Source organism: Actinomadura sp. KC345, from assembly GCF_004348515.1.
Classification (GTDB): domain Bacteria; phylum Actinomycetota; class Actinomycetes; order Streptosporangiales; family Streptosporangiaceae; genus Spirillospora.
In genome coordinates this window covers 1-22,784 of sequence record NZ_SMKH01000113.1, presented here as the reverse complement: position 1 = coordinate 22,784, position 22,784 = coordinate 1, and the positions used below count along the sequence as shown (strand labels likewise).

At 72.5% G+C, this 22,784-nt stretch carries 19 protein-coding genes; 8 read left to right on the top strand and 11 right to left on the bottom strand.

The window, feature by feature from the left end:
* The 4 genes from E1281_RS19865 to hflX all read right to left on the bottom strand — a co-directional run.
* Nucleotides 1-186: hypothetical protein (locus tag E1281_RS19865; protein WP_131880331.1), on the bottom strand; the 186-nt coding region annotated here is incomplete at its 3' end.
* A gap of 80 nt (nucleotides 187-266) precedes the next feature.
* Nucleotides 267-1,112 (bottom strand): DegV family protein, encoded by an 846-nt coding sequence (locus tag E1281_RS19860; protein WP_131880329.1) that lies wholly within the window; start codon nucleotides 1,110-1,112, stop codon nucleotides 267-269.
* A 33-nt stretch (nucleotides 1,113-1,145) separates the two neighbouring features.
* Nucleotides 1,146-2,360: an imidazolonepropionase gene (gene hutI, locus E1281_RS19855; protein ID WP_131880327.1), complete on the bottom strand. Its 1,215-nt coding sequence runs from the start codon at nucleotides 2,358-2,360 to the stop codon at nucleotides 1,146-1,148.
* 438 nt (nucleotides 2,361-2,798) lie between these two features.
* Complete coding sequence (hflX, locus tag E1281_RS19850) at nucleotides 2,799-4,175, bottom strand: GTPase HflX (RefSeq protein WP_243717144.1); 1,377 nt, start codon at nucleotides 4,173-4,175, stop codon at nucleotides 2,799-2,801.
* A 326-nt stretch (nucleotides 4,176-4,501) separates the two neighbouring features.
* Between hflX and aceB the strand changes: the two genes are divergently transcribed.
* The 5 genes from aceB to E1281_RS19825 all read left to right on the top strand — a co-directional run bounded on the left by aceB (nucleotide 4,502) and on the right by E1281_RS19825 (nucleotide 10,948).
* A complete protein-coding gene (gene aceB, locus E1281_RS19845; protein WP_131880323.1) occupies nucleotides 4,502-6,109 on the top strand; it encodes a malate synthase A in 1,608 nt (535 codons plus the stop codon).
* Nucleotides 6,110-6,184: 75 nt separating this feature from the next.
* A complete protein-coding gene (locus E1281_RS19840; protein WP_131880337.1) occupies nucleotides 6,185-7,633 on the top strand; it encodes an FAD-linked oxidase C-terminal domain-containing protein in 1,449 nt (482 codons plus the stop codon).
* Nucleotides 7,633-8,829, top strand: a complete 1,197-nt coding sequence (locus E1281_RS19835) for an FAD-binding oxidoreductase (protein WP_131880321.1) — start codon at nucleotides 7,633-7,635, stop codon at nucleotides 8,827-8,829. Before E1281_RS19840 ends, E1281_RS19835 begins: the two co-directional genes overlap by 1 nt.
* Nucleotides 8,829-10,115, top strand: coding sequence for a heterodisulfide reductase-related iron-sulfur binding cluster (locus E1281_RS19830; RefSeq protein WP_131880320.1), 1,287 nt, complete (start codon nucleotides 8,829-8,831; stop codon nucleotides 10,113-10,115). Before E1281_RS19835 ends, E1281_RS19830 begins: the two co-directional genes overlap by 1 nt.
* A gap of 110 nt (nucleotides 10,116-10,225) precedes the next feature.
* A complete protein-coding gene (locus tag E1281_RS19825) occupies nucleotides 10,226-10,948 on the top strand; it encodes a hypothetical protein (RefSeq protein ID WP_131880318.1) in 723 nt (240 codons plus the stop codon).
* Here the strand turns inward: E1281_RS19825 and E1281_RS19820 are convergent.
* From E1281_RS19820 to E1281_RS19800, 5 genes are all read right to left on the bottom strand, one after another.
* The gene (locus E1281_RS19820) at nucleotides 10,945-12,543 is read right to left on the bottom strand and encodes an ABC transporter family substrate-binding protein (protein ID WP_243717143.1); all 1,599 of its coding nucleotides are present in this window, start codon (nucleotides 12,541-12,543) and stop codon (nucleotides 10,945-10,947) included. The two genes, E1281_RS19825 and E1281_RS19820, sit on opposite strands and share 4 nt — an antisense overlap.
* Nucleotides 12,544-12,614: 71 nt before the next feature.
* Complete coding sequence (locus tag E1281_RS19815; protein ID WP_165959010.1) at nucleotides 12,615-14,423, bottom strand: ABC transporter ATP-binding protein; 1,809 nt, start codon at nucleotides 14,421-14,423, stop codon at nucleotides 12,615-12,617.
* Nucleotides 14,420-15,223: an ABC transporter permease gene (locus tag E1281_RS19810; RefSeq protein ID WP_165959009.1), complete on the bottom strand. Its 804-nt coding sequence runs from the start codon at nucleotides 15,221-15,223 to the stop codon at nucleotides 14,420-14,422. Before E1281_RS19810 ends, E1281_RS19815 begins: the two co-directional genes overlap by 4 nt.
* A complete protein-coding gene (locus E1281_RS41970; RefSeq protein ID WP_131880312.1) occupies nucleotides 15,220-16,212 on the bottom strand; it encodes an ABC transporter permease in 993 nt (330 codons plus the stop codon). Before E1281_RS41970 ends, E1281_RS19810 begins: the two co-directional genes overlap by 4 nt.
* 126 nt (nucleotides 16,213-16,338) lie before the next feature.
* Nucleotides 16,339-17,331: a hypothetical protein gene (locus tag E1281_RS19800; protein ID WP_131880310.1), complete on the bottom strand. Its 993-nt coding sequence runs from the start codon at nucleotides 17,329-17,331 to the stop codon at nucleotides 16,339-16,341.
* A gap of 101 nt (nucleotides 17,332-17,432) precedes the next feature.
* Here E1281_RS19800 and E1281_RS19795 point away from each other — a divergent pair, with 101 nt between their 5' ends.
* Together E1281_RS19795 and E1281_RS19790 are read left to right on the top strand one after the other, a co-directional pair.
* Nucleotides 17,433-18,044, top strand: coding sequence for a TetR/AcrR family transcriptional regulator (locus tag E1281_RS19795; protein ID WP_131880308.1), 612 nt, complete (start codon nucleotides 17,433-17,435; stop codon nucleotides 18,042-18,044).
* A gap of 376 nt (nucleotides 18,045-18,420) precedes the next feature.
* On the top strand, nucleotides 18,421-20,385 hold the full coding sequence (locus tag E1281_RS19790; protein WP_131880306.1) for a sensor histidine kinase: 1,965 nt from the start codon (nucleotides 18,421-18,423) through the stop codon (nucleotides 20,383-20,385).
* 272 nt (nucleotides 20,386-20,657) lie between these two features.
* Here E1281_RS19790 and dapF read toward each other — a convergent pair whose 3' ends face one another.
* Both dapF and miaA read right to left on the bottom strand, forming a co-directional pair.
* Nucleotides 20,658-21,458: a diaminopimelate epimerase gene (gene dapF / locus E1281_RS19785; RefSeq protein ID WP_131880304.1), complete on the bottom strand. Its 801-nt coding sequence runs from the start codon at nucleotides 21,456-21,458 to the stop codon at nucleotides 20,658-20,660.
* A 9-nt stretch (nucleotides 21,459-21,467) separates the two neighbouring features.
* A complete protein-coding gene (gene miaA, locus E1281_RS19780; protein ID WP_131880333.1) occupies nucleotides 21,468-22,379 on the bottom strand; it encodes a tRNA (adenosine(37)-N6)-dimethylallyltransferase MiaA in 912 nt (303 codons plus the stop codon).
* 162 nt (nucleotides 22,380-22,541) lie between these two features.
* Here miaA and E1281_RS19775 point away from each other — a divergent pair.
* Nucleotides 22,542-22,784 (top strand): antitoxin (locus tag E1281_RS19775; protein WP_131880302.1); only part of this gene is annotated, 243 nt, incomplete at its 3' end.

Below are 22,784 nucleotides of genomic sequence, written 5' to 3'. Positions count from 1 at the left end.
GTGGGGGCGCGGGCGCGCCAGCCACAGGTAGCCCGCGGCCACCACGGCGGCGACCACGCCGATCAGGACGAGGATGCGGACGTTCGACCGTTCGGGTGCCGCGCGTAAGCGGGCGGCCGGCGGTGCCTCCGGAGGGCGCAGGCGGGCCATGAGGGTCTGCAGGCGGTCGTGGGCGCTCGGTTCCATGGCGCCTGACGCTAAGCCGGGCCTCCGGGCCGCCGTGAGCGCATCGGTGATTGTGGATAACTCAGGGCCGGCGGCGGTGGTCAGAGCTGGGGGGCCACGACGACGCCGAGCATGCCCGGGCCGACGTGGGCGCCGATGACGGGGCCGACCTCGCCGACGAACACGTCCACGGCGTCCGGGACGCGTTCACGGAGGCGGGCGGCGAGGGGCTCGGCGCGGGAGGCGGCGGCCAGGTGCTGGACGCCCAGGTCGACGCGGCGGTCCCCCGCCTCGGCGACGGCGAGTTCCTCCAGGCGGGCCAGTGCGCGCGAGGAGGTGCGGACCTTCTCCAGCGGCGCGATTCGTCCGTCCCTGATGTCCAGCAGGGGCTTCACCATGAGCGCGGAGCCGAGGAGGGTGGCGGCGGCGCCGATGCGGCCCCCGCGGCGCAGGTGTTCGAGGGTGTCGACGCAGATGAGGGAGCGGGTGAGGGCGGCCCGGCGGGAGGCGGCGTCCGCGACCTGGCCGGCCGTTCCGCCGGACAGGGCGGCGGCCGCGGCGGAAAGGGCGGCGAACCCGAGGCCCATGCCGATGGTTCCGCTGTCGATGACCGTCACCGGCACCGGGGCGTCCTCGGCGGCGGCCCGCGCCGCCTCCACCGTCCCGGACATGGCGGCGGAGAGGTGGACGGAGACGACGCCGCGGGCGCCCGAGTCCGCGGCGGACCGGTAGGCGTCCGCGAACCGCTCGGGGGCCGGGCGGGACGTGGTGACGGGGTGCCATTCCTTCAGCGCCCGCGCGGCTTCGGCGGTGCTGATGTCGCTCTCGTCCCGCGTGGAGCCGCCGACGGCGATCTGCAGCGGGACGACGGTCAGCCCGTGCCGTTCGGCGAGCCCCGCCGGGAGGTAGGCGGTGGAATCCGTGACGACCGCGACCGCGCTGCCCATGGCAGGACACTACCGTTCCGCCGGCGGCGCGTGTCAGGCCTGAACGGGGACTCCGCCGCGCCAGATCCGGAGGGCGCGCAGCCCGAACGCCCAGGCGAAGGCGCCCTCGTGGTCGGCGTCCCACAGCACGATGTCGGCGAGCATGCCCGGGGCGAGGGAGCCGCGGTCGCCGACACGGAGCGCGGCGGCGCCGCCGAGGGTGGCGGCGCGCAGCGCCTCGGTGACGCTGAGGCCGAACATGGCGACCGACAGCCCGATGACGAGGGGCATCGACGTGATGCCGCACTGGCCCGGGTTATGGTCGGTGCCGAGGGCGATGGTGACGCCGCGGTCGAGCATCTGCCGGACGGGCGCCGGGGCGCGGCTGCTGTTCAGGGCGCTGCCGGGGCAGACGGTGGCGGTGACGCCGGCGTGCGCGAGGGCCTTGATGTCGTCGTCGTTGGCCTGGGTGAGCAGGTCGGCGGACGCGCAGCCGACCTCGGCCGCGACCTGGGCCGCGCCGATGCGCTCGTTGGCGCAGGCGTGCATGCGCGCCTTCAGCCCGGCGCGCTTGCCGGTGAGCAGGAGGGCGCGGGCCTCCTCGGCGGTGAAGTGGCCCTCGTCGCAGTAGACGTCGATGGAGTCGGCGCCGGCCACGGCGGCGTCGCCGGCCCACAGCCGGACGGCCTCGATGTAGTCGCGGCGGCGGCCGAAGAACTCCGGCGGCAGGATGTGCGCGGCCAGGAACGTGGCGTGGATGCGCGGCATGGAGGGCTCGCCCTCCAGCGACCGCAGCATGCGGATGTCGGCGAGTTCGCCGTCCCGGGTGAGGTGGTATCCGGTCTTGGCCTCGACGGTCGTGGTCCCCGCGAGGATCCACTGGCGGAGCCGTTCGCGGACGCCGTTGCAGAGCGTCCAGGGGTCGGTTCCCCGGGTGACGGTCACCGTGGAGTTGACGCCGCCGCCCGCGGCGGTGATGGCGGAGTGGGACGAGCCGCTGGTGCGCATCGCGAGTTCGGCCCACCGGTTGCCCGCGTAGACGGGGTGGGAGTGCGCGTCGATGAGCCCCGGCGTGACCAGGCCGCCGCCCAGGTTCTCCACGTGGTCGACGTCGACGATGTCGTCGATGATGCCGGGGACGCGCTGCGGGAGGTCGGAGGCGGGCCCGGCCCAGACGATCCGGTCGTCGTGGATGAGCACCGCGGCGTTGCTGCAGACGTCGGTGCCCGTCCAGAGCCTGCCGATGTTCGTCAACAGCCGTACGGTCATGGCGTCACCGGCCTGCTGGGGGCCACGCGCGGCTCAGCGCGCACAGGGGCACGCCACCCGCTCTCGCTCCGGCGCCTGGATCTTTCATGGAGTGGGCCACCTGCTCTCGATCCGAAACGCCGGCCATGTGCCGGCGACTCACCGTCGGTGGGTCGGGTGATCGGGAGACCACCATCGGCAACGAGACCGGAGATATCGGTTTCGTCACGGTAGTGCACTGAAGGCCCGTCCGACAACCTCTGATCGCAGCGCATCGACAGCCCTCACCCCGCCTCTAGCTCTATGACGGTACGGATTTCAACCGAACCGTCAAGCCGATTGGGAAAGCTGTCACCGTTCGGCGACCGGGAGAGACGCGGCGACCGCTTCCAGACAGCATCGAACACCATCTTGAACCGTCCGAAACCCCACCGGGTCAGTGGTGACCCGGTGGGATCGTCAGGAGGTCGGGGCCACGGCCTCGTAGCGGGCCAGTTCCCCGGCGAGGTCGTCCGGGACCCTGGCGTGGAGCATCGTGCCCTCGGCCAGGTGCTCCTGCTTGAGGACCTCGCCGCGCTCGTGGACCTGGGCGACGAGGTCGCCGCGGTCGTAGGGCACCAGGGCGTGCAGCTCGCTCTCCAGGCCGGGCAGGTCCGCCTCGACGGCCGCGCGCAGGTCCTCGATGCCGAACCCGGTGCGGGCGGACACGACGACGCTGTGCGGCTCCCGGCGCTGGAGGCGGGCGATCGCGAGGTCGTCGGCGGCGTCGGCCTTGTTGATGACGACCAGCTCGGGGATCCCGTCGGCGCCGATCTCGCGCAGCACCTCGCGGACGGCGTCGATCTGCGCCTCGGGATCGGCGTCGGAGCCGTCCACGACGTGCAGGATCAGCCCCGCGTCGGTGACCTCCTCCAGCGTGGAGCGGAACGCCTCGACGAGCTGGTGCGGCAGGTGCCGGACGAACCCGACCGTGTCGGCGAGGGTGTAGGCGCGCCCCCCGGGCGTCTCGGCGCGCCGGACGGTGGGGTCGAGGGTGGCGAACAGCGCGTCCTCCACCAGCACCCCGGCGCCGGTGAGCCGGTTGAGCAGGGACGACTTGCCCGCGTTGGTGTAGCCGGCGATGGCGGCGGCGGGCACCGCGTTGCGGCGCCGCTCACCGCGCTTGGTCTCGCGGGACTTGGCCATGCCGTCGATCTGCCGGCGCAGCTTGGCCATCCGGGTGCGGATCCGCCGCCGGTCCAACTCGATCTTCGTCTCGCCGGGACCGCGGCCGCCGATGCCGATGCCGCCCGCGGCGCGCCCGCCGACCTGCCGGGACAGGTTCCCGCCCCAGCCGCGCAGCCGCGGCAGCAGGTAGTTGAGCTGCGCGAGCTCGACCTGCGCCTTGCCTTCGCGGCTCTTGGCGTGCTGGGCGAAGATGTCCAGGATCAGCGCGGTGCGGTCGATCACCTTGACCTGGACGATCTCCTCCAGGTGCCGTAGCTGGCTCGGAGCCAGCTCTCCGTCGCAGATGACGGTGTCGGCGCCCTCGGCGATGACGACGTCGCGCAGCTCCGCGGCCTTGCCGGAGCCGATGTAGGTGGCGGGGTCGGGACGGGACCGGCGCTGGACGAGGCCGTCGAGCACCTCGGAGCCGGCGGTCTCGGCGAGGAGCGCGAGTTCGCGCAGGGAGTTCTCGGCCGTCTCGGCCGTCCCCTCCGTCCAGACGCCCACGAGGACGACCCGCTCCAGCCGGAGGGCGCGGTACTCGACCTCGGTGACGTCGGTCAGCTCGGTGGACAGGCCCGCGACGCGGCGCAGTGCCCGCCGGTCCTCAAGGTCGAGTTCGCCCGTCATGGGTTCGAACCCGGCCGTGTCGGGGGTCTCGAACTCGTCCGGGGTGCGGGTCTGGTCTGCAGAGAAAGGTTGAGTCATAGGTCCTCAGTAGAACGCCGCCTTGCGGCTGTATCTTCCCCGCGATCGTCTCACGCACCGTCGCAGCGGTCACCTGCTTATCCCCCAGGCCGATCTAAGCCTCGCCCTGGTTGACGCAAGCGCGCGCGGGGAGTGGTGCAGGCATGGGGAGTACGGGCAGGACGGACCCGCTTTGACCGAGGCCGAAGGCGCCGAGTACCGTCTCCACATAACAGAAGTGAAATTTCGCTATACGAAAGGGCGGGCAGATGGCTGGACTGGAAGGCATCGAGGTCACCGGACCCCTCGGCGAGCGGTACGAGGAGATCCTGACCCCCGAGGCGCTCGGCCTGCTCGCCGCCCTGCAGCGCGAGTTCGGCGCCCGCCGCAAGGAGCTTCTCCAGGCGCGGGCCGAACGCCAGCGCAGGCTCTCCGAGGGCGGGACGCTGGACTTCCTGCCCGAGACCGCCGGCGTCCGGGACGACGACTCCTGGCGGGTCGCCGAGCCCGCGCCCGGCCTTGAGGACCGCCGCGTCGAGATCACCGGCCCCACTGACCGGAAGATGACCATCAACGCGCTCAACTCGGGCGCCAAGGTGTGGCTGGCCGACCACGAGGACGCCAACACGCCCCTGTGGGACAACATGATCGAGGGGCAGCTCAACCTGCGTGACGCCCTGGACCGCACCATCGACTTCACCGACGAAAAGAGCGGCAAGTCCTACGCGCTCAAGGCCGACGCGGAACTCGCGACCATCGTCGTCCGGCCACGCGGCTGGCACATGGAGGAGAAGCACCTCCTCGTCGACGGCGAGCCCATGTCGGGTTCCCTGTTCGACTTCGGGCTGTACCTGTTCCACTGCGCCCGCCGCCAGCTCGACAAGGGCAAGGGCCCCTACTACTACCTGCCCAAGATGGAGAGCCACCTTGAGGCGCGGCTCTGGAACGACGCGTTCAACCTGGCCCAGGACCACCTGGGGATCCCGCGCGGCACCATCCGCGCGACCGTGCTCATCGAGACGATCCCTGCCGCGTTCGAGATGGAGGAGATCCTCTACGAGCTGCGCGACCACTCCGCCGGCCTGAACGCCGGCCGCTGGGACTACCTGTTCTCGGTGATCAAGAAGTTCCGGGAACGGGGCGCGGAGTTCATCCTGCCCGAGCGGAACGCGATCACGATGACCGCCCCGTTCATGCGGGCCTACACCGAGCTGCTCGTCCGGACGTGCCACAAGCGCGGGGCCCACGCGATCGGCGGCATGGCGGCGTTCATCCCGTCCCGCCGCGACGAGGAGGTCAACAAGGTCGCCCTGGAGAAGGTCCGGGCCGACAAGTCCCGCGAGTCCGGGGACGGCTTCGACGGCTCCTGGGTCGCCCACCCCGACCTCGTCCCCGTGTGCCGGGAGGTCTTCGACGGCGTCCTCGGCGACCGGCCGAACCAGCTGGACCGGCTCCGCGAGGACGTCAGGGTCTCGGCCGCCGACCTGCTCAACATCAAGGACACCCCCGGCGAGATCACCGAGACCGGCCTGCGCAACAACATCGACGTGGCGCTGCGCTACCTCGCCACCTGGCTGGACGGCGCCGGCGCGGTCGCGATCCACAACCTGATGGAGGACGCCGCGACCGCCGAGATCTCGCGCTCCCAGGTGTGGCAGTGGATCTACAACGGCGTCTCCACCGCCGAGGGCAGGAAGATCACCAAGGAGTGGGTCGAGCAGCTCCTGGACGAGGAGCTCGGCAAGATCAGGGACGAGCTGGGCGCCGCCTACAACGAGCCCCGCTACAACCAGGCCGTGACCCTCTTCAAGGAGGTCACCCTGGCCGACGAGTACTCCGAGTTCCTCACCACCCCCGCCTACCAGCAGTTCCCGTAACCCTCGGGGGCGGCCGCCGGTTTCCGCCGGGTGCCCGATCTTGCGGGGCCTCCGGCCGCGGAGGAGAGTGAAGTGATGGAACCGCGACTCGCCGCGCTCGCGGCCCGGCTGGAGCCGGTACTCGGAGCCGACCGGGTGATCACCGACCCGGCGCGGGTGCGCACGTACGAGTGCGACGGGCTGACCAACCACCGGGCGACGCCCGGCCTGGTCGTGCTGCCCGACGACGCCGGGCAGGTCGCCGCGATCGTGCGCGAGTGCGCGGCGGCCGGCATCCCGTACGTGGCGCGCGGATCGGGGACGGGCCTGTCCGGCGGAGCGCTGCCCCGCGTGGACGGCGTGCTGATCGTCACGTCCCGGATGCGCCGGGTCCTGGAGGTCGACATCCCGGGCCGGCGGGCGGTGGTGGAGCCCGGCGTGATCAACCTGGACGTGACGCGGGCCGTCCGCCCCCACGGGTACTACTTCGCACCGGACCCGTCCAGCCAGCAGATCTGCTCGGTCGGCGGGAACGTCGCGGAGAACTCCGGCGGGGCGCACTGCCTCAAGTACGGGTTCACCGCTCACCACGTGCTGGCCTGCGAGGTCGTCACGCCGGACGGCGAGCTGGTCGAGCTGTCGGCGGACGCGCCGGGCTACGACCTCCTGGGCGTGTTCGTCGGGGCGGAGGGCACGCTCGGCATCACCACCAAGATCACGGTGCGGCTGACGCGGCTGCCGGAGACCGTGCAGACGCTGCTGGCGGCGTTCGAGTCGATCGAGGCGGGCGGCGCCGCGGTGTCGGCGATCATCGGCGCGGGCGTCGTCCCGGCGGCGATCGAGATGATGGACGCCCTGTCGATCGAGGCGGCGGAGGCCGCGGTTCGGTGCGAGTACCCGCCCGGCGCCGGCTCGGTGCTGATCGTGGAGCTGGACGGCCCGGAGCCGGAGGTCGCCGCCCAGTTCGCCGAGGTCGAGCGCCTGTGCCGGGACGCCGGCGCGTTCGAGATCCGCGTCGCCGCCGACGACGAGGAGAGGGCGCTGATCTGGAAGGGCCGCAAGTCCGCGTTCGCCGCGGTGGGGCGGATCAGCCCCGCCTACATCGTCCAGGACGGCGTCATCCCGCGGACGGCGCTGCCGGAGGTCCTGGCGAGCATCGACGCGCTGTCGGCGGAATCCGGCGTGCGGGTGGCGAACGTGTTCCACGCGGGCGACGGCAACCTGCATCCGCTGGTGCTGTTCGACGACGCGGAGGAGGGCGCGGAGGAACGCGCGGAGGCGGTCTCGGGCGCGATCCTCGACCTGTGCATCGAGCACGGGGGCTCCATCACGGGCGAGCACGGCGTCGGCGTGGACAAGTCCCGCTACATGCCGCGGATGTTCACCGACACCGACCTGGACACGATGCAGATGGTCCGTTGCGGTTTCGACCCCGCGGGGCTGTGCAACCCCGGCAAGGTCTTCCCGACGCCGCGCATGTGCGGCGAGGTGCCCGGCGTGCGCAAGGGCCCCCACCCGTTCGAGGGAAAGGCGGACCTCTTCTGATGCAGGCACTCGACGCCCTGGCGAAGGTCTGCGGCGACGTGCGGCGCGGTGAGCCGGCGGAGGGCGTGCTCGGCGTCGAGCCCGCCCTCGTCGCCGCGCCGAAGAACCTGGCCGAGGTCGCCGACGTCATGCGCGTCGCTGCTGAGAAGGGTCTCGCCATCGTCCCGCGGGGTGCCGAGACCCGCCTGGACTGGGGGACGCCTCCGGAGCGGTGCGATCTGCTCGTCGACACCCATCGGATGGACGGTCTCCTAGAGCACGCCGCAGGGGATCTGGTCGCGAAGGCAGAGGCCGGGCTGCCGATGGAGCGCCTCAACGAGAGGCTCGCGGAACGCGGCCAGCGGCTCGCCCTCGACCGTCCTCTGCCCGGTTCCACGGTCGGCGGGACGATCGCCACCGGCGCGGCCGGCCCCCTCCGCTCGCTCTACGGGACGCCCCGCAACCTGGTCATCGGGCTCACGATCGTCCGGGCGGACGGTCAGGTCGCGCGTTCGGGCGGCAAGGTCGTCAAGAACGTCGCCGGATACGACCTGGGGCGGCTCTTCTCCGGCTCGTACGGGACCCTCGGCCTGATCGTGGACGCCACCTTCCGCCTTCATCCCGTTCCCGCCGCCACCGCCTACGTGACGTGCGCCGTGAGCGGGCCCGAGGACACGCACGACGCCGTTCAGAGCATCCTCCACTCGCCCGTGGCGCCCAGTGCCGTCGAGTACATCGCCCCTGGAACGGTCTCCGTCCTCCTGGAAGGCGTCCCGGACGGGGTCGCCGCGCGCGCGCAACGGACGGCCGGGCTCCTCGGCGAGAAGGCCGCGGTCTCCGAGACCGCGCCGGACGGCTGGGGACGCTACCCGGACGGCACCACCCTCATCGACATCAGCGCACCGCCGCCCGCACTCCGCGAACTTCTCACCATGGTCGGCCCTGAGGTCGCCCTCACGTGGAGCGGCGTCGGACATGGCCATGTGGGTCTCCCCGCTGGGTCGTCACCCGGCACGGTGGCCGGCATCCTGAGCCGCCTTCGGGACGTGCTGGCCCGGCACCGTGGCGGCGCCGTCGTCCGCTACGCCCCCGAAGAGGTGCGGGGCGGGATCGACGTGTGGGGCCCGGTTCCGGCACTCGCGCTGATGCGGCGTGTGAAGGACCAGTTCGACCCGGACCATCGGCTGTCCCCCGGCCGTTTCGTTGGAGGAATCTGATGTCCGCCCAGGAGGACATGCCGAAACTGCTCGGCGAGTGCGTGCACTGCGGTTTCTGCCTGCCCACATGCCCCACGTACGTGCTGTGGGGCGAGGAGATGGACTCGCCCAGAGGCCGCATCCACCTCATGCAGCAGCACGCTGACGGAGAGCCGCTCAGCGGCGCGATGGTCGAGCATTTCGACGCCTGCCTCGGATGCATGGCGTGCGTGACGTCCTGTCCGTCCGGTGTGCAGTACGACCGCCTGATCGAGATGACCAGGGCCGACGTCGAACGCGAGCACCCCCGTTCGCTCAAGGAGCGGGCCATACGGGAGATGGTCTTCCAGCTGTTCCCGTACAAGCGGCGGCTCCATGCCCTGCGCGGGCCTCTGCGCGCGTACCAGAAGTCGGGGCTGGAGCGGCTCGTCCGGCGCAGCGGCGTGCTGGAGCGCCTGTCGCCGTCGCTCGCCGCGATGGAGCGGCTCGCGCCGCCCCTCGGCCCGTCGCCGAGGCTTCCGGAGCGGGTGGCCGCGCGCGGCGGGTACCGCGCCACGGTCGGGATGCTGACCGGCTGCGTGCAGGGCGAGTTCTTCCCGGGCGTCAACGCGGCCACCGCCCGCGTCCTGGCGCTCGAAGGCTGCGACGTCGTCATCCCGCGCGGCCAGGGGTGCTGCGGGGCGCTGTCCCTGCACTCCGGGCGCGAGGAGGAGGCCCGCGCCTTCGCCCGCCGGACGGTCGAGACGTTCGAGTCCGCCGACGTCATCGTGGTGAACTCCGCCGGCTGCGGGTCGGCGATGAAGGAGTACCGGGCGCTGCTGGCGGACGAGCCCGCCTGGGCGCGCCGCGCCGAGGCGCTGTCCGCGAAGACCAGGGACCTCGCGGAGTTCCTCGTGGAACTCGGGCCGCGCGCCGAGCGGAGACCGCTTCCGGTCACGCTCGCCTACCACGACGCGTGCCATCTCTCCCATGCGCAGGGCGTCCGCGACCAGCCCCGGGCGCTGCTGGCCGCGATCCCCGAGCTCACCGTCCGGGAGGTCGCCGAACCCGACATCTGCTGCGGCTCGGCCGGAACCTATAACCTTTTCCAGCCGGAGGCCGCCGGAGAACTCGGCGACCGCAAGGCGGTGAACGTGGACGCCACGCAAGCCGAACTACTGGTCGCGGCCAACCCCGGCTGCTCCATGCAGATCGCCACCGCGCTGCGCCGGCGCGGCGCCGGCATCGCGATCGCGCACACCGCGCAGGTGCTGGACGCCTCCCTGCGGGGACTGGGCCGCGACGCGCTCGTCGCGCGCGATTCGTAACCCCGTGACCTGGACCGCCGCCGATCCGGGCCGTCAGGTATCGTGTCCGACTGCTTGAGACAAAGGACGCGCTTACCGAGCCTGGAGCGGCCCAAGGGAGCACGCAGAAGATGTCGAACAGCCGCCAGCCGTACCGTACGCACCGCCGGAGAAAGAAACGCAACGCGGGCAGGATCGGGCTCGCCGGGGCCCTCACCGGGGCCGTGGGCATCGCCGCGGTGGCCACCGCGATCGTGGTCGTCCGGCCGGGCGACCCGGGCGGGGACGCCGCCTCGCCCACGCTGGCCGGTCAGAGCAGCGCCACGGCGCGGCACCCGTCGGTGCCGTCCCCGGAAGCCGGTCCCCCGGTCAACTTCACCACCCCGGAGGGCTACGGCTACAGCCTCGCCGCCGTCGAGTCCGGCACCGATCCGGAACCGCTCGGCGCCACCGAGGCCCCGCCGCCAGGCACGACGTACGCGTACGCGGACTACGTCCTCACCAACAGCCAGCGGCGGCCCGTGCTGCTGGACTACCCCGCCGACCTGTTCATGCCGAGGGCGCAGGTCCCCTCGTCCGCGCGGGAGCGGTGCATGCCGCAGGCGGGGATCCCCGACGACATGTGCACGCTCCCCAACCGCAGCGAGATCACCGGCCGGGTCGACGGGGCGAAGCCGCCCGTCGACGAGAACGGCAGCTCGATGATCCCGGCGGGCGCCTCGTACGTGGTGCGGATCGCCTCCGAACTCCCGGTCGACGAAGGCGTCTCCGCAGAGGACCTGCGGCTGTACGTGTGGAACGCCCGGTACACCAGCGACCTTACGGGCATCGAACTCGCGTTCCCCGGGGACTAGGGCGGGCCCGTGAACCCGATGTCCTGGTAGGCGGGCTCGACGAAGCCGCAGGCGCCCAGGTTGGCCAGGTTCGCGCGCGTGGCGACGAGCTGGGGACGCTGGTACAGCGGCAAGACCGACGCCTGGCGCCAGACGAGCCGGTCGGCCCTGTTCACGAGGACGTGAACTCTCGCCGGGTCGACTTCCGCGATGGCACGGTCCATGGCCGTGTCGATGGCCTCGCTCCCGACGCGCGAGAAGTTCTGCTGGAGGCGGTCACCGTGCGGCTTCGCGAAGACCGGTTGCATCGTCGACACCGGGAAGGACGTGCCCAGCCAGGAGAACGGGACGATGTCGAAGTTCCCCGGCGTCACGTGCCTGCCGAACGCGTCGTCGGCCGGCACGGGCTCGATGTCCACCCGGACCCCGATGCGTTCGAGCAGCGCCCGCGCCAGTTCCCCTTCCCGCTCGCTGGTGGGGACCCCGGACGGAAAGACGAAACGCAGCGCCAGTGTCCGTCCGTCCTTGGAACGGTACTTGCCGTGGAGCCTCCAGCCCGCCTCGTCCAGGAGCCGCCTGGCGCGGCCCGGGTCGTACCCGCCGAGGTCGCCGGAGTTGTCCCGGTAGCCGTCCTGGGTGTTGACGTAGAAGTGGTTGCCGAGCGTCCGCACGGGGACTCCGAGACCGGCAAGGTCGGACCGGGCGATCGCGTCCCGGTCGATGCCGAGCATGACGGCCCGCCGGACCCGCGTGTCGGACAGGACGGGCGAGGCCGCGTTCAGCGTGAAGTGCCGCCAGTCCGGCCCGCCCGCCCGGCGCACGGACGCGCCGGGCACTCCCTGGACCCGCCGCAGCGCGCCCGCGTCCAGGCCGATGTCCATGAGGTCGATCTCGTCGTTGGCGAACGCGCCGGGCATCGCGCCCGGATCCATCGCCCGATAGACGATCCGGTCGAGTTTCGCGGGCCGCCCCCACCAGGCAGGGTCCCGGACCAGGGTGACGGTCTTGTCCGTCCGGTCGATCTCCTGGACTCTGAACGGGCCGGCCGTGACGTGCATACGGTTCTTCCACCCGGTGTTGAACGCGTGCGGGCCGGAGTACGCGGTGGCGGGGTAGAGCGGGCTGAACAGGCTTCGCCAATCCGCGTACGTCCCGCCGAACGTCACCTTGACCGTGTGTTCGCCGATGCCTCGTTCGATGCGCTTGATGCGGCTGTAACCGGTGACGGAGGAGACCTCGTAGCGCGGGTCGCGCCCAGAGAGCGCGCGGGCCTGCGCCACGAAGTCGGCGTAGCCGATCGGCCTGCCGTCCGACCACGTCGCTCGTGGGTTGAGCCTGTACGTGACCGTCTGACCGCCCTCGGTGCGCTCCAGCGTGGCCGACCGGAGATATTCGGGGACGGGACGCGGAAGCGCCTTCTCATCGGCACGCATCAGATGGGGCAGGACGCCCTGGATGACGCGCTCGACGGCCCCTGTGGTGCCGTTGACGTGATTGAAGTTCCATTGGGTCGGGAACTCCGGCAGCGGCCAGCGCAGCGTCCCGCCGTTCACCACACGGTCGCGCGGGGTCGGGTTGATGTCGGAGGCCGGTAGCCGCCCGTCCGCATTCGACACGCTCGGCTGCTCAGGGCCGTTGCATCCGGTCATGAGCGCGGTACCCAAGAGGACTGCGACGAGTATCCGTTTCACCGCCCGACCTCGGCTCCGCCCAGCAGGTGATGGCAGGCGACCGACCGATCCGGATCTCCGCACAGCCGCGGGTCCTGTTCTTCGCAAAGGCGTGCGTCCGCTACCGCGAGGGTGGGATAGCGCGGGCAACGGCTACGGAAACGGCATCCACTGAGCGGTGACATGGGGTCGGGGGGATCTCCTCGTAGGAGGACGCGACGATGGCGTCCCAGAGACGGATGGGGCGGCGGGACCGCGTCCAGCAAGGCGCGTGTGTACGGGTGGGCCGGCGCCTTGTACACGTGCTGCACCGTCCCTGACTCGACGATGCGCCCCATGTGCATGACGGCGACTCGGTGGGCGATTCGGTGGACGATGGCCAGGTCATGGGAGACGAGCAGATACGCCAGACCGAGTCGGTCGCGGAGGCTCTCCAGCAGAGCCATGACGCTCGCCTGCGCCGCAACGTCCAACGCCGCCACGGGCTCGTCCAAGAGCAGGAGGCGAGGTTCCACGGCGAGGGCCCTCGCGATGGCCACACGCTGCTTCTGCCCGGCCGAGAGTTGATGGGGGTAGCGCCGGGCATGGTCGGTCTTCAGGCCCACCAGGCCCAGCAGCTCCGTCACACGGCCGCGGAGCGGCGACGACCGGACGCCGTGTGCGGTCAGAGGCTCGGCGATGGCGTCGGCAACGCGCATCCGGGGGTTGAGCGACGCGACGGGGTCCTGGAACACGATCTGGATGTGTCGCCGCAGGGCCTTCCGCCGGGCCGCGTTCAACGACGCCGTGTCCTGACCGAGGACGACCACACGCCCCTTCTCCGGCCGTGCCAGCCGCAGGATCTCCATCAGGGTCGTGGTCTTGCCGCATCCCGACTCCCCCACCAGGGCGAGCGCCTCGCCTTCCCGGACCTCGAACCCGATGCCGTCCACGGCGCGCACGGTCCCGGCCCGGCGTCGCACCAGCGCTCCCTTGAGGACGGGGCAGTGCCGGACCAGGCCGTCCACTTCCAGCACGACGGGACGCTCAGGCCGATGCCGAGGCGGATCCTGGTCTCCTATGCGAGGGAGGCAACGCAGCAGTTCGGCCGTATAGGCGGCACGCGGCTCCCGATAGATCCGCTCCACCGGCCCCGTCTCCACGACCCTGCCCTCACGCATCACCATGACGCGGTCGGCGAATCCCGCGACGACCCCCAGGTCATGCGTGATCAGTACGATCGCGGCGCCCGTCGCGTCCCCGACGGTGCCGAGCACGTCCAGGACCCGCGCCTGGACGGTCACGTCCAGCGCGGCCGTCGGCTCGTCCGCCAGGATCACGGCCGGGTCGCCGGCGATCGCCATGGCGATCATCACGCGCTGCCGCATCCCGCCGGACAACTCGTGCGGGTACGCGCGAGCGCGCCGGGCCGCGTTCGGAACGGCGGCCAGGTCGAGCAGTTCCACGGCTCGCACGCGCGCCGCCGCGCGGCCGGCCCCGGACCGTATCCGGACGGCCTCGGCGACTTGCTCCCCCACCGTCAGGAAGGGGCTGAGCGCCGAGAGCGGATCCTGGAACACCATCGACAGGCCCGAGGCGCGCACCCGGGACAGTTCGGCATCGGACCGCCCGACCAGCTCCTCGTCGCGCAACCGCACCGAGCCCGTCACCCGGGCGCCCTCCGGAAGAAGCCCCATGACGGCGAGCGCGAGCGTGGTCTTGCCCGAGCCCGACCCGCCGACGATCCCGAGGACCTCCCGCGCGGCCACCGTGAAGCTCACCCCTCGTACCGCGCGCATACCGGGCACGTAGCCGACGCTCAGGTCGGCGGCCCGCAGCACCGTCACCGCCCGCCCACCGGATCGAGGGCGTCGCGCAGCCCGTCGCCGAGCAGGTTCACCGCGAGGACGATCAGCAGGAGGAACCCGGCGGCGAACCCGAACCACCACGGGTCCACGGCCGCGGCGCCGTGCGCGTCGGCGATGACCGTGCCCAGCGAGACGTCCGGCGGCCGGACCCCGAGCCCGAGGCACGACAGCCCGCTCTCGGCGACGATCGCGGCGCTGACGTTCAGGCCGGCGTCCACGGCCAGCAGCGACGCGAGCCCCGGCAGCAGGTGCCGGACGATCACGCGCGGCGTGCCCACCCCCGCGAAACGGGCCGCGAGCACGTACTCGCGCCCGCGCAGCGAGATCGCCACGGCGCGCGTCATCCGGGCGGTGACCATCCACATGAACGCGGCCAGCAGCGGCACGAGCAGCGGCCAGTCCCCGCCCGTCCGCGGCGCCAGGACGGCGACGACGAGGAACGACGGGAGCACCAGCAGGAGATCGGCGCCCCGCATCAGGGTCCGGTCGAGCAGGCCGCCCGCGAATCCGGCCACGGCGCCGACGAGCGCGGCGAGCACGGTGGAGAGCACACCGGCGAGCAGGCCGATCACCAGCGACTTCTGCGCTCCGCGCAGGGTGAGGGCGAACACGTCGCGCCCGCTCTGCGTGGTCCCCAGCCAGTGCCGCGTGGACGGTGCCTGCCGGAACGCGGTGAAGTCCGTTTCGTCCCAGCGCCAGGGGGAGACGAGCGGCCCGGCGAACGCCACCAGGAACGCCAGCGCGAGCAGGGCGAGCCCGGCCGCGCCCCGCCGTGTCATCGCACGGCCCCCGAGCGGACGCGCGGGTCGAGGACGCCGTTCAGGAGGTCCGCGACCAGGCCCGCCAGCAGCACCGCGCAGGCGGCGACGCAGACGATCGCCGCGACCGCGTTGACATCGCCGCGCGCGATCGAGTCGACGAGCCATTCGCCCATCCCGTGCCGGCCGAAGATCTTCTCGGTGAACACGCCGCCGAGGACGAGCAGCCCGGCCGCATAGGCGGAGAAGGTCGTCATCGGGACCAGCGCCGCGCGCAGCCCGTGGCGCAGCAGGGCCCTGCGCCTCCGGAGCCCTTTGGCCCGCGCCGTCCGCACGTGGTCGGCGTGCAGGACGTCCAGCATCACGCCGCGCTGGTAACGCACGTAGAGGGGGAGCTGCGCGAGCGCGATCGTGGCGGTCGGAAGGAGGAGATGCCGTACCCGGTCGGCGAACGCCGCCAGACCGCCGTCAGGCGTCCCCGGCGTGGACTCCCCGACCCACACGAAGACCTGTGCGCCCGCCGCGTCGTTGATCGTGCTCGCAATGGTCTGCAACAGCACGGCCAGGACGAACACGGGCGCCGCCAAGAGCAGATAGGACCCGAACGTAATGAGCCGATCGGCGGACCGTCCGCGCATCACCGCCGCATAGGCTCCAAGAAGGACCCCGAGGACGCCCCCTGACAGGGCTCCGGGGATCAGGAGCCGGAGGCTCACACCGAGACGGCGCCATAACTCGGCGTTGACCCGTTCGCCCTCCTGCGTCCTGCCGAAGTCGCCATGGAGGACGCCCCGGGCCCAGGTGCGGTAGCGCTCGGCCAGCGGCGTCCGGTCGTTGAGGTTGAGGGCGGTGAGCCTGGCGTCGACGACGGCCTCGGGCGGGCGGGGAGCGCGGCCCTCGAAGGCGGCGCGGGGATCGAGCGCGGTGGCGGCGAGCAGGTAGGCGAGGCTTGCCGCGAGCACGACCAGCACCCCATGGTTGACCACCCGGCGCAGCAGAAACCCCGCCAATGCCCCACCTCCGGACCATCCAGCATCGATCACGGAATGCTACTGTCCGGACACACAACGCGCAGGAAATTCACGGGAGCCGGGAGATCGGCGTCCGCGCGACGGGCGTGGAGCCGGCTCCCGACGTCAGGCGGAAACGGGTTCGCGGTCGGGTGCGGTCTCGTTCCGGGTGCGGCCGCGCAGGCCGGCCGCGGACAGGAGCGCGAACCCGGCGGCGGCCCAGACGGCGAGGATCGCCAGCGGCCCGGCGGCGGCCGCACCGTCGAAGAAGGCCACCGACCGCAGCAGCGTCGCCGCCGCGCCCGGCGGGAGGAGCTGGCCGAGGTCGCCCCACGGCTGCGGGAGCAGCTCCGGCGCCGAGGTGGCGGCCGACAGCGGGTTGCCGAGCAGCAGCAGCGTGAGCGCGCCGGCGCCGAGGCCGGGTCGCCCGAAGGCGGCGGCCAGGCCGGCGACCGTGCCGGTCACGGCGAGGATGGTCAGCGACATGACCCCGGCGACCGCGAGGTACGGGCCGGGGAGCAGCGACAGCCAGCCCTGCGCGACGCCCGCCACGCCGAGGCCGCCCAGCACCGCGAACAGCACGGCGCCGGCGGCGCGCCAGGCGGCCGCGGGGACCGCGAACGTCAGCAGCACCGCGGCCGCGAGCCCGGACATGACCAGCGGCAGCACGAGCGATCCGAATCCGGACCCGCGCGGATCGTCGGAGTCGGCGGCGACGACGTCGTGGACGGCCGGTGCGGGCGGGGCGGGCGCCGCGTCCGTCCGGGCGAGGTTCTGGGCCAGCGCCCCGAGCTGCTGGGCGACGACCGGCGAGGCGGCGGAGGCGGTGAGCACCTTCGGACCGGACGGGGTGGTGACGATGGCGCCGTAGGCCTCGCGGCCGGTGAGCGCCGCGCGGGCGGCCGCCTCGTCCCGCCGTGTCTCCACGTCGAACGTTCCCGGCCGTTCCCGCTCCAGCCGTTCGGCGACGGCTGCGGCCTGCGGGCCGGCCACGACGACCGGGACGTCGCGCGGCGCCACGCGCGCGGCCGGCCAGGTGAACGCGGTCATCATGATGAGCTGCAGCAGCGCGGCGGCGACGGCGACGCCGGCGGCGCGCCGGGCGAGGGAGGACCGCATGGTCGGCTCCTAAATAAAGCGAATGTCCGTTCTCTTTAGGAAAAGAGTCACACCCCGATCCCGGCTTGTCAAGAAACGAACGTTCGTTTTATTGTTGCCCCATGCCGAGGGTCAGCGAGGAGCACCTGGAGCGGCGGCGGCGGCAGATCGTGGACGCAGCCCGCGCCTGCTTCATCCGCAAGGGCGTCCACGCGACGTCCATGCAGGACATCTTCGCCGAGTCCGGGCTGTCGGCCGGCGCCGTCTACCGCTACTTCCGCAGCAAGAACGAGATCATCGAGGCCAACATCTCCACGGTCGTCGGCGACATCCACGTGTACTTCGCCGACCTCTCGCGCAGCGACCCCCTGCTGCCGCTGGACGAGATGGTCGAGCGGCTCACGACCAAGGCCGTCGCCCTGTCCGGCGAGAACGGGCCGCTGAAGCTCGCGCCGGAGGCGTGGGCCCTCGCCATGCACGACCCGGAGATCGCCACCTACGTCGCCGCCAACGTGAACGCTCTCCGCGAGACCTGGACGTCCTACACGGCCCGGCTCGTCGAAGCCGGGTCCCTTCCGGCCGACACCGACGTCGCGGCGGTCGGCAAGACGCTGTTCGCGCTGGTGCCCGGCTTCCTCGTGCAGCGGCTCGTGCTCGGGGACTTCTCACCCGAGGAGCTGTCGCGCGGGGTCCGGGCGCTCACCCGCGCGAGCATGTTGACTCCGCCGGTCTGACCCGCAGACTCCCCGTGTCGAGCCCGCGCCGCGGCCGGCACGCCGCGGATCCGCGGCCCATTTCGGCCGTTTTCGGCGCCGGCGGCGATCCGAACCCGCCCCTGTGAGGGCTCAGAGCCGCCGCCCGCACCGTGCGCCGGGCACCGGCGGGCGGCGCGGCTGGCACGTCCACCCTCTCCCCCCGGACGCCCCTGACCTGTACATTCCGTTCATTCCGCCGGTTTCCGCGGTTACCATCACGGCACACGCCACCGCACCGTGACGGGAGACAGTGTCGGCGGCAGGGGGTCCCGGTGTCCTGAGGCGGACGCCCCTGTGACTGCAGGACAGGGGGCAGGACGCTTTAACATTCCATTACTTTTGGTCTGGGGTGGGCATGGTCGTGACGGCAGAACAGCACCGCGGGGCGGGACGCGCCGCGGTCCCGGTCGCGCTCGGCGCCGTCCTGCTCGTCGCCGCGTCGTTCGCGATCGGTACCCGGTTGCCGCCTGACCTGCGGATGGTCTGGTGGCATCCGGAGATCCTCGTCGCGGTCGCCTGGACGCCGGTGGCCGCCGTGCTGCTGCGGCACCGGCCGGGCCTGACGGTCGGCTGGCTCATGCTCGGGGCGGGCTTCAGCGCCGGCGTGTACGTCCTCTCGCTCAATATGGCCCCGTGGTTCGACCTCCACGGCTGGGCCGGAACCGGCTTCCTCACCTGGCTCAGCACCTGGCTCTGGGCCGTTGACACCTACGCCCTGACGCTGGTCCTGCCGCTGATCTTCCCCGACGGGCGGCTGGTGTCGCGCTGGTTCCGGCCGGCGCTCGCGCTCGCCTGCCTCGTCCCGGTGATCGTCTGCGTCCATCTGACGATCGACCCGGACGTGCGCGAATGGCACAACGGGGTCTCGGTCTACCCGTTCGGCGCGATCCCGCCGGCCATCACCGCGGTCATCATCGGCACCCTGGCGGCGGCCCTCTTCTCGATCGCGGTGCGGTTCGTCCGGTCTCCCCCCGACGTCCGGCGCCAGATCGCCTGGGTCGTCTACCCGGGGCTGGTCGCCGAGGCGGTCATCTACGCCGGCGAGAACACGCTGATCGGCGACCCGCTGCGCAACGTCTCGATCGTCGCCGTCCCCGTCTGCGTCGCGATCGCGATCACCCGGTACCGGCTCTACGACATCGACCTCGTGGTCAGCCACACGCTCGTGTACGCGGGGCTCGCGGCCGTCATCACCGGCGTGTACTTCGCACTGGTCGGCACCGCGAGCCTTCTGGCCCACGACGAGGGGACGCTCTCCGGCCTGGGCGCGGCCATCGTGGCGGGCGCCGTCTTCGAACCCGTCCGGCGGCGGCTGCAGCGCACGGTGGACGGGTTCATCCACGGCGAGCGCGACCCGTACCGGATCGCCGACCGGCTCAACCGGCGGCTGCAGACCGCCGCCGACCCGGCCGCGGCGCTGGCCGTGGCCGCCGAGGTGGCGCGCTCGGCCCTGCACGCCAGCGGCGTCGCGATCGAGGTCCTGGACCGCGACCGCCGGACGATCGCGGCCGAGGACGGCGTGCTCGGCGACCGGCCGCAGCTCATCCCGCTGGTGTGGCACGGGGAGCCGGTGGGCCGGCTGCTGTTCGGCGTCACCCGGTCGCCGGACGCGCGGCTCTCGGGCGTCCTGGCCCGCAACCTCGCCGAGCTGGCGAACGCGGTGCGGCTCGCCGCGGACGTGCAGCGGTCCAGGGAGCACATCCTCCGCACCCGGGAGGAGGAGCGGCGGCGGCTGCGGCGCGACCTGCACGACGGGCTCGGCCCGACGCTCGCCAGCCTCGCGATGACGGTCGACGCCGCGCGCATCACGCTGAAGACCGACCCCGAGGCGGTGGACACGCTGCTGGAGGAGCTCCGCGTGACGATGGGGAGCACCATCGGCGACATCCGCGAGCTGGTGTACGGGCTGCGGCCGCCCGCGCTGGACGATCTGGGGCTGGAGGGCGCGATCCAGGCGCTGGGCGGAGTCGTCGCCACGGGAGACGGACCGGAGGTGGACGTCCAGGTGGACGGCGATCTGAAGGGGCTCCCGGCGGCCGCCGAGGTCGCCGCCTACCGGATCGTCCAGGAGGCGCTCACCAACGTGCACCGGCACGCCAAGGCCGGCTCCGCGGTGGTCCGGCTGCACCTGAACGGGGATCTGCACGTCTCCGTGGACGACGACGGCGTGGGCCTGCCCTCACAGGTGCGTTCCGGCATCGGCATGTCATCGATGCGGGAGCGCGCGGCCGAACTCGGAGGTTCCTGCACCGTCGGCCCCGGCCCCAAGGGCGGGACGCTGGTGCGGGCCAGACTGCCCGTCAACGGCGCCCATCTCTGACGCGCTCCGGCCGCGAGCTGCGGGCCGGCTGCGCGGTGTCCCGGCTCTCACCCGGTGGGAGGGCCGGTGACCGCCCCCCGCCAAGAAGGTCGCCACCGGCCCTCAGGCTCCGTACGAACCGGGGCTCCCATCCCGATCCGTACGGGCCATTCACCAGAGGGTGTGCATGAACGAAGTTAGGCGCCGGACGGTCCCGTTGGTGAGGGACACCTGTCCCGTTCGAGCCGGGACGGCCCGACCGGCTCTCCGGCCCTGGTTGGACGGGGTTTCCGCTAGATCCAGCCCGGCCGGGTCTCGCCGTCGGCGACCAGCACCGCCGGGCCGGTCAGGCGGCCGGTCCCGCCGTCGAGCGCGACGGTCACCCGCCCGCCGGGCACGTCCACGACCCACTCGGCCGGCCCGGCCGAGCCCGCGGCGGCCGCGGCGGCGGCCGCGACCGTCCCGGTGCCGCAGGAACGGGTCTCGCCCGAGCCCCGCTCGTACACCCGCATCTCCAGGTGCCGCTCCCCGACCGCGCGGAAGAACTCGACGTTCACCCCGTCGGGGAAGACGCCGGGGTCGAAGCCGGGCGCCCGCGACAGATCCAGCGCGGCGACGGGCCCGTCCACCCGGCATGCGAGATGCGGGTTCCCCACGGAGACGCGCTGCCCCTGGAACACGGTGCCCGCCAGGGACGCCTCACCGTGGCCGAGCAGCTCGGCCGGGCCCATGTCCACGCTCACGTCGCCGGACGCGCCGAGCGTCACTCTCCGCAGGCCGGCCCGGGTGGCCACGTCCCACTCCCCCGGCGCGGCGAGGCCCGCCTCGACCAGAAAGCGCGCGAAGACGCGGATCCCGTTGCCGCACATCTCGGCGATGCTTCCGTCGGCGTTGCGGTAGTCCATGAACCACTCGGCGCCCGTGTCGAGGCCCGCGGCCTTCGTCCGGACCACCCGCAGGACGCCGTCGGCGCCGATCCCGGCGCGCCGGTCGCACAGCCGCGCCACGGCCTCGGGCGCGAGGTCCAGGTCGCCGTCCGGATCGGGCAGGATCACGAAGTCGTTCTCGGTGCCGTGCCCCTTGACAAACCGCATGATCCGATTCTATGGCCTCCGCCGCAGGTCCCGGGTGGCCAGGGCGAGCGCCCGGTCGACCAGATCCGGGGCGTCGTAGGGCAGCCACCGGACGCGCGGGTCCCGGCGGAACCACGACTCCTGCCTGCGGGCGAATCGCCGGGTCGCCCGGATGGTGTCCGCCCTGGCCTGCTCCTCCGACCACTCCCCCGAGAGGACCCGGAGCACCTGCGCGTAGCCGAGGGCGCGTCCGGCGGTCAGGCCGTCCCGCAGGCCCGCGCGCTCCAGTTCGCGGACCTCGCCGACCAGGCCCGCGTCCCACATCCGCGCCACCCGCACGGCGATGCGCTCGTCCAGTTCGTCTCTGGGCACGCTCAGGCCGATCTGGACGACCGAGTCGTAGCGGTGCCGGTGCTCGGGCAGGGTCGCGGTGAACGGCCGGCCGGTGATCTCGATGACCTCCAGGGCCCGGACTATCCGGCGGCCGTTGCTCGGCAGGATCGCCTCCGCCGCGGCCGGGTCGACCCCGCGCAGCCGCTCGTGCAGCGCGCCCGGCCCGGCGTCCGCCAGTTCGCCCTCCAGCCGCGCCCGGACGGACGGGTCCGTCCCCGGGAAGTCCATGTGGTCGAGCGCGGCCCGCACGTACAGGCCCGAGCCCCCGACGAGCACCGGCAGCCGGTCCCGCTCCCGGATCGACGCGATCACGTCCGCGCTGAGCCGCTGGTATTCGGCGACGCTCGCGGTCTCGGTCACGTCCCAGACGTCCAGCAGGTGGTGGGGCACCCCGCGCATCTCGGCGGGGGTGAGCTTCGCCGTGCCGATGTCCATGCCGCGGTACAGCTGCATCGAGTCGGCGTTGACCGCCTCCCCGCCCAGCCTCAGGGCCAGTTCCACGGCGAGGTCGGACTTGCCTGCGGCGGTCGCGCCGACGACCGCGAGCACGTCCGGGGCGGCGGGGCGCGGCCCCGGAGGTGGTGCACAGGGCGCATTTCGTGAGGTCACGTGATTGATTGTGGCAACAGAACGGGTATAGGCGGGTTGTACGGGTGCCGCGCGCAAGCGCGTGTCGCCGCGGACGAGACGAGGGATCCGGGGGGATTTCGCATGTCCATCGTCGACAAGGTCAAGCAGATGCTCGGCCAGAACACCGACAAGGCCCGCCAGGGCGTGGAGAAGGCCGGGGACGTGATCGACGAGCGCACCGGCGGCAAGTACGCCGACAAGGTCGACAAGGCCCAGCAGAAGGCCGGCGACTACATCGACCGCGAAGGCGGCCAAGGCGGCGGTCAGGCCGGTGGGCAGAGCGGCGGCGGCCAGGCCGGTGGGCAGGGCGGCGGCGGGCAGGGC

Bases quoted from the DNA above. Each gene is read 5' to 3' on its own strand.
- E1281_RS19860 (WP_131880329.1), bottom strand. From the start codon at position 1,112: ATGGGCAGCGCGGTCGCGGTCGTCACGGATTCCACCGCCTACCTCCCG.
- hutI (WP_131880327.1), bottom strand. From the start codon at position 2,360: ATGACCGTACGGCTGTTGACGAACATCGGCAGGCTCTGGACGGGCACC.
- hflX (WP_243717144.1), bottom strand. From the start codon at position 4,175: ATGACGGGCGAACTCGACCTTGAGGACCGGCGGGCACTGCGCCGCGTC.
- aceB (WP_131880323.1), top strand. From the start codon at position 4,502: ATGGCTGGACTGGAAGGCATCGAGGTCACCGGACCCCTCGGCGAGCGG.
- E1281_RS19840 (WP_131880337.1), top strand. From the start codon at position 6,185: ATGGAACCGCGACTCGCCGCGCTCGCGGCCCGGCTGGAGCCGGTACTC.
- E1281_RS19835 (WP_131880321.1), top strand. From the start codon at position 7,633: ATGCAGGCACTCGACGCCCTGGCGAAGGTCTGCGGCGACGTGCGGCGC.
- E1281_RS19830 (WP_131880320.1), top strand. From the start codon at position 8,829: ATGTCCGCCCAGGAGGACATGCCGAAACTGCTCGGCGAGTGCGTGCAC.
- E1281_RS19825 (WP_131880318.1), top strand. From the start codon at position 10,226: ATGTCGAACAGCCGCCAGCCGTACCGTACGCACCGCCGGAGAAAGAAA.
- E1281_RS19810 (WP_165959009.1), bottom strand. From the start codon at position 15,223: ATGACACGGCGGGGCGCGGCCGGGCTCGCCCTGCTCGCGCTGGCGTTC.
- E1281_RS19800 (WP_131880310.1), bottom strand. From the start codon at position 17,331: ATGCGGTCCTCCCTCGCCCGGCGCGCCGCCGGCGTCGCCGTCGCCGCC.
- E1281_RS19795 (WP_131880308.1), top strand. From the start codon at position 17,433: ATGCCGAGGGTCAGCGAGGAGCACCTGGAGCGGCGGCGGCGGCAGATC.
- E1281_RS19790 (WP_131880306.1), top strand. From the start codon at position 18,421: ATGGTCGTGACGGCAGAACAGCACCGCGGGGCGGGACGCGCCGCGGTC.
- dapF (WP_131880304.1), bottom strand. From the start codon at position 21,458: ATGCGGTTTGTCAAGGGGCACGGCACCGAGAACGACTTCGTGATCCTG.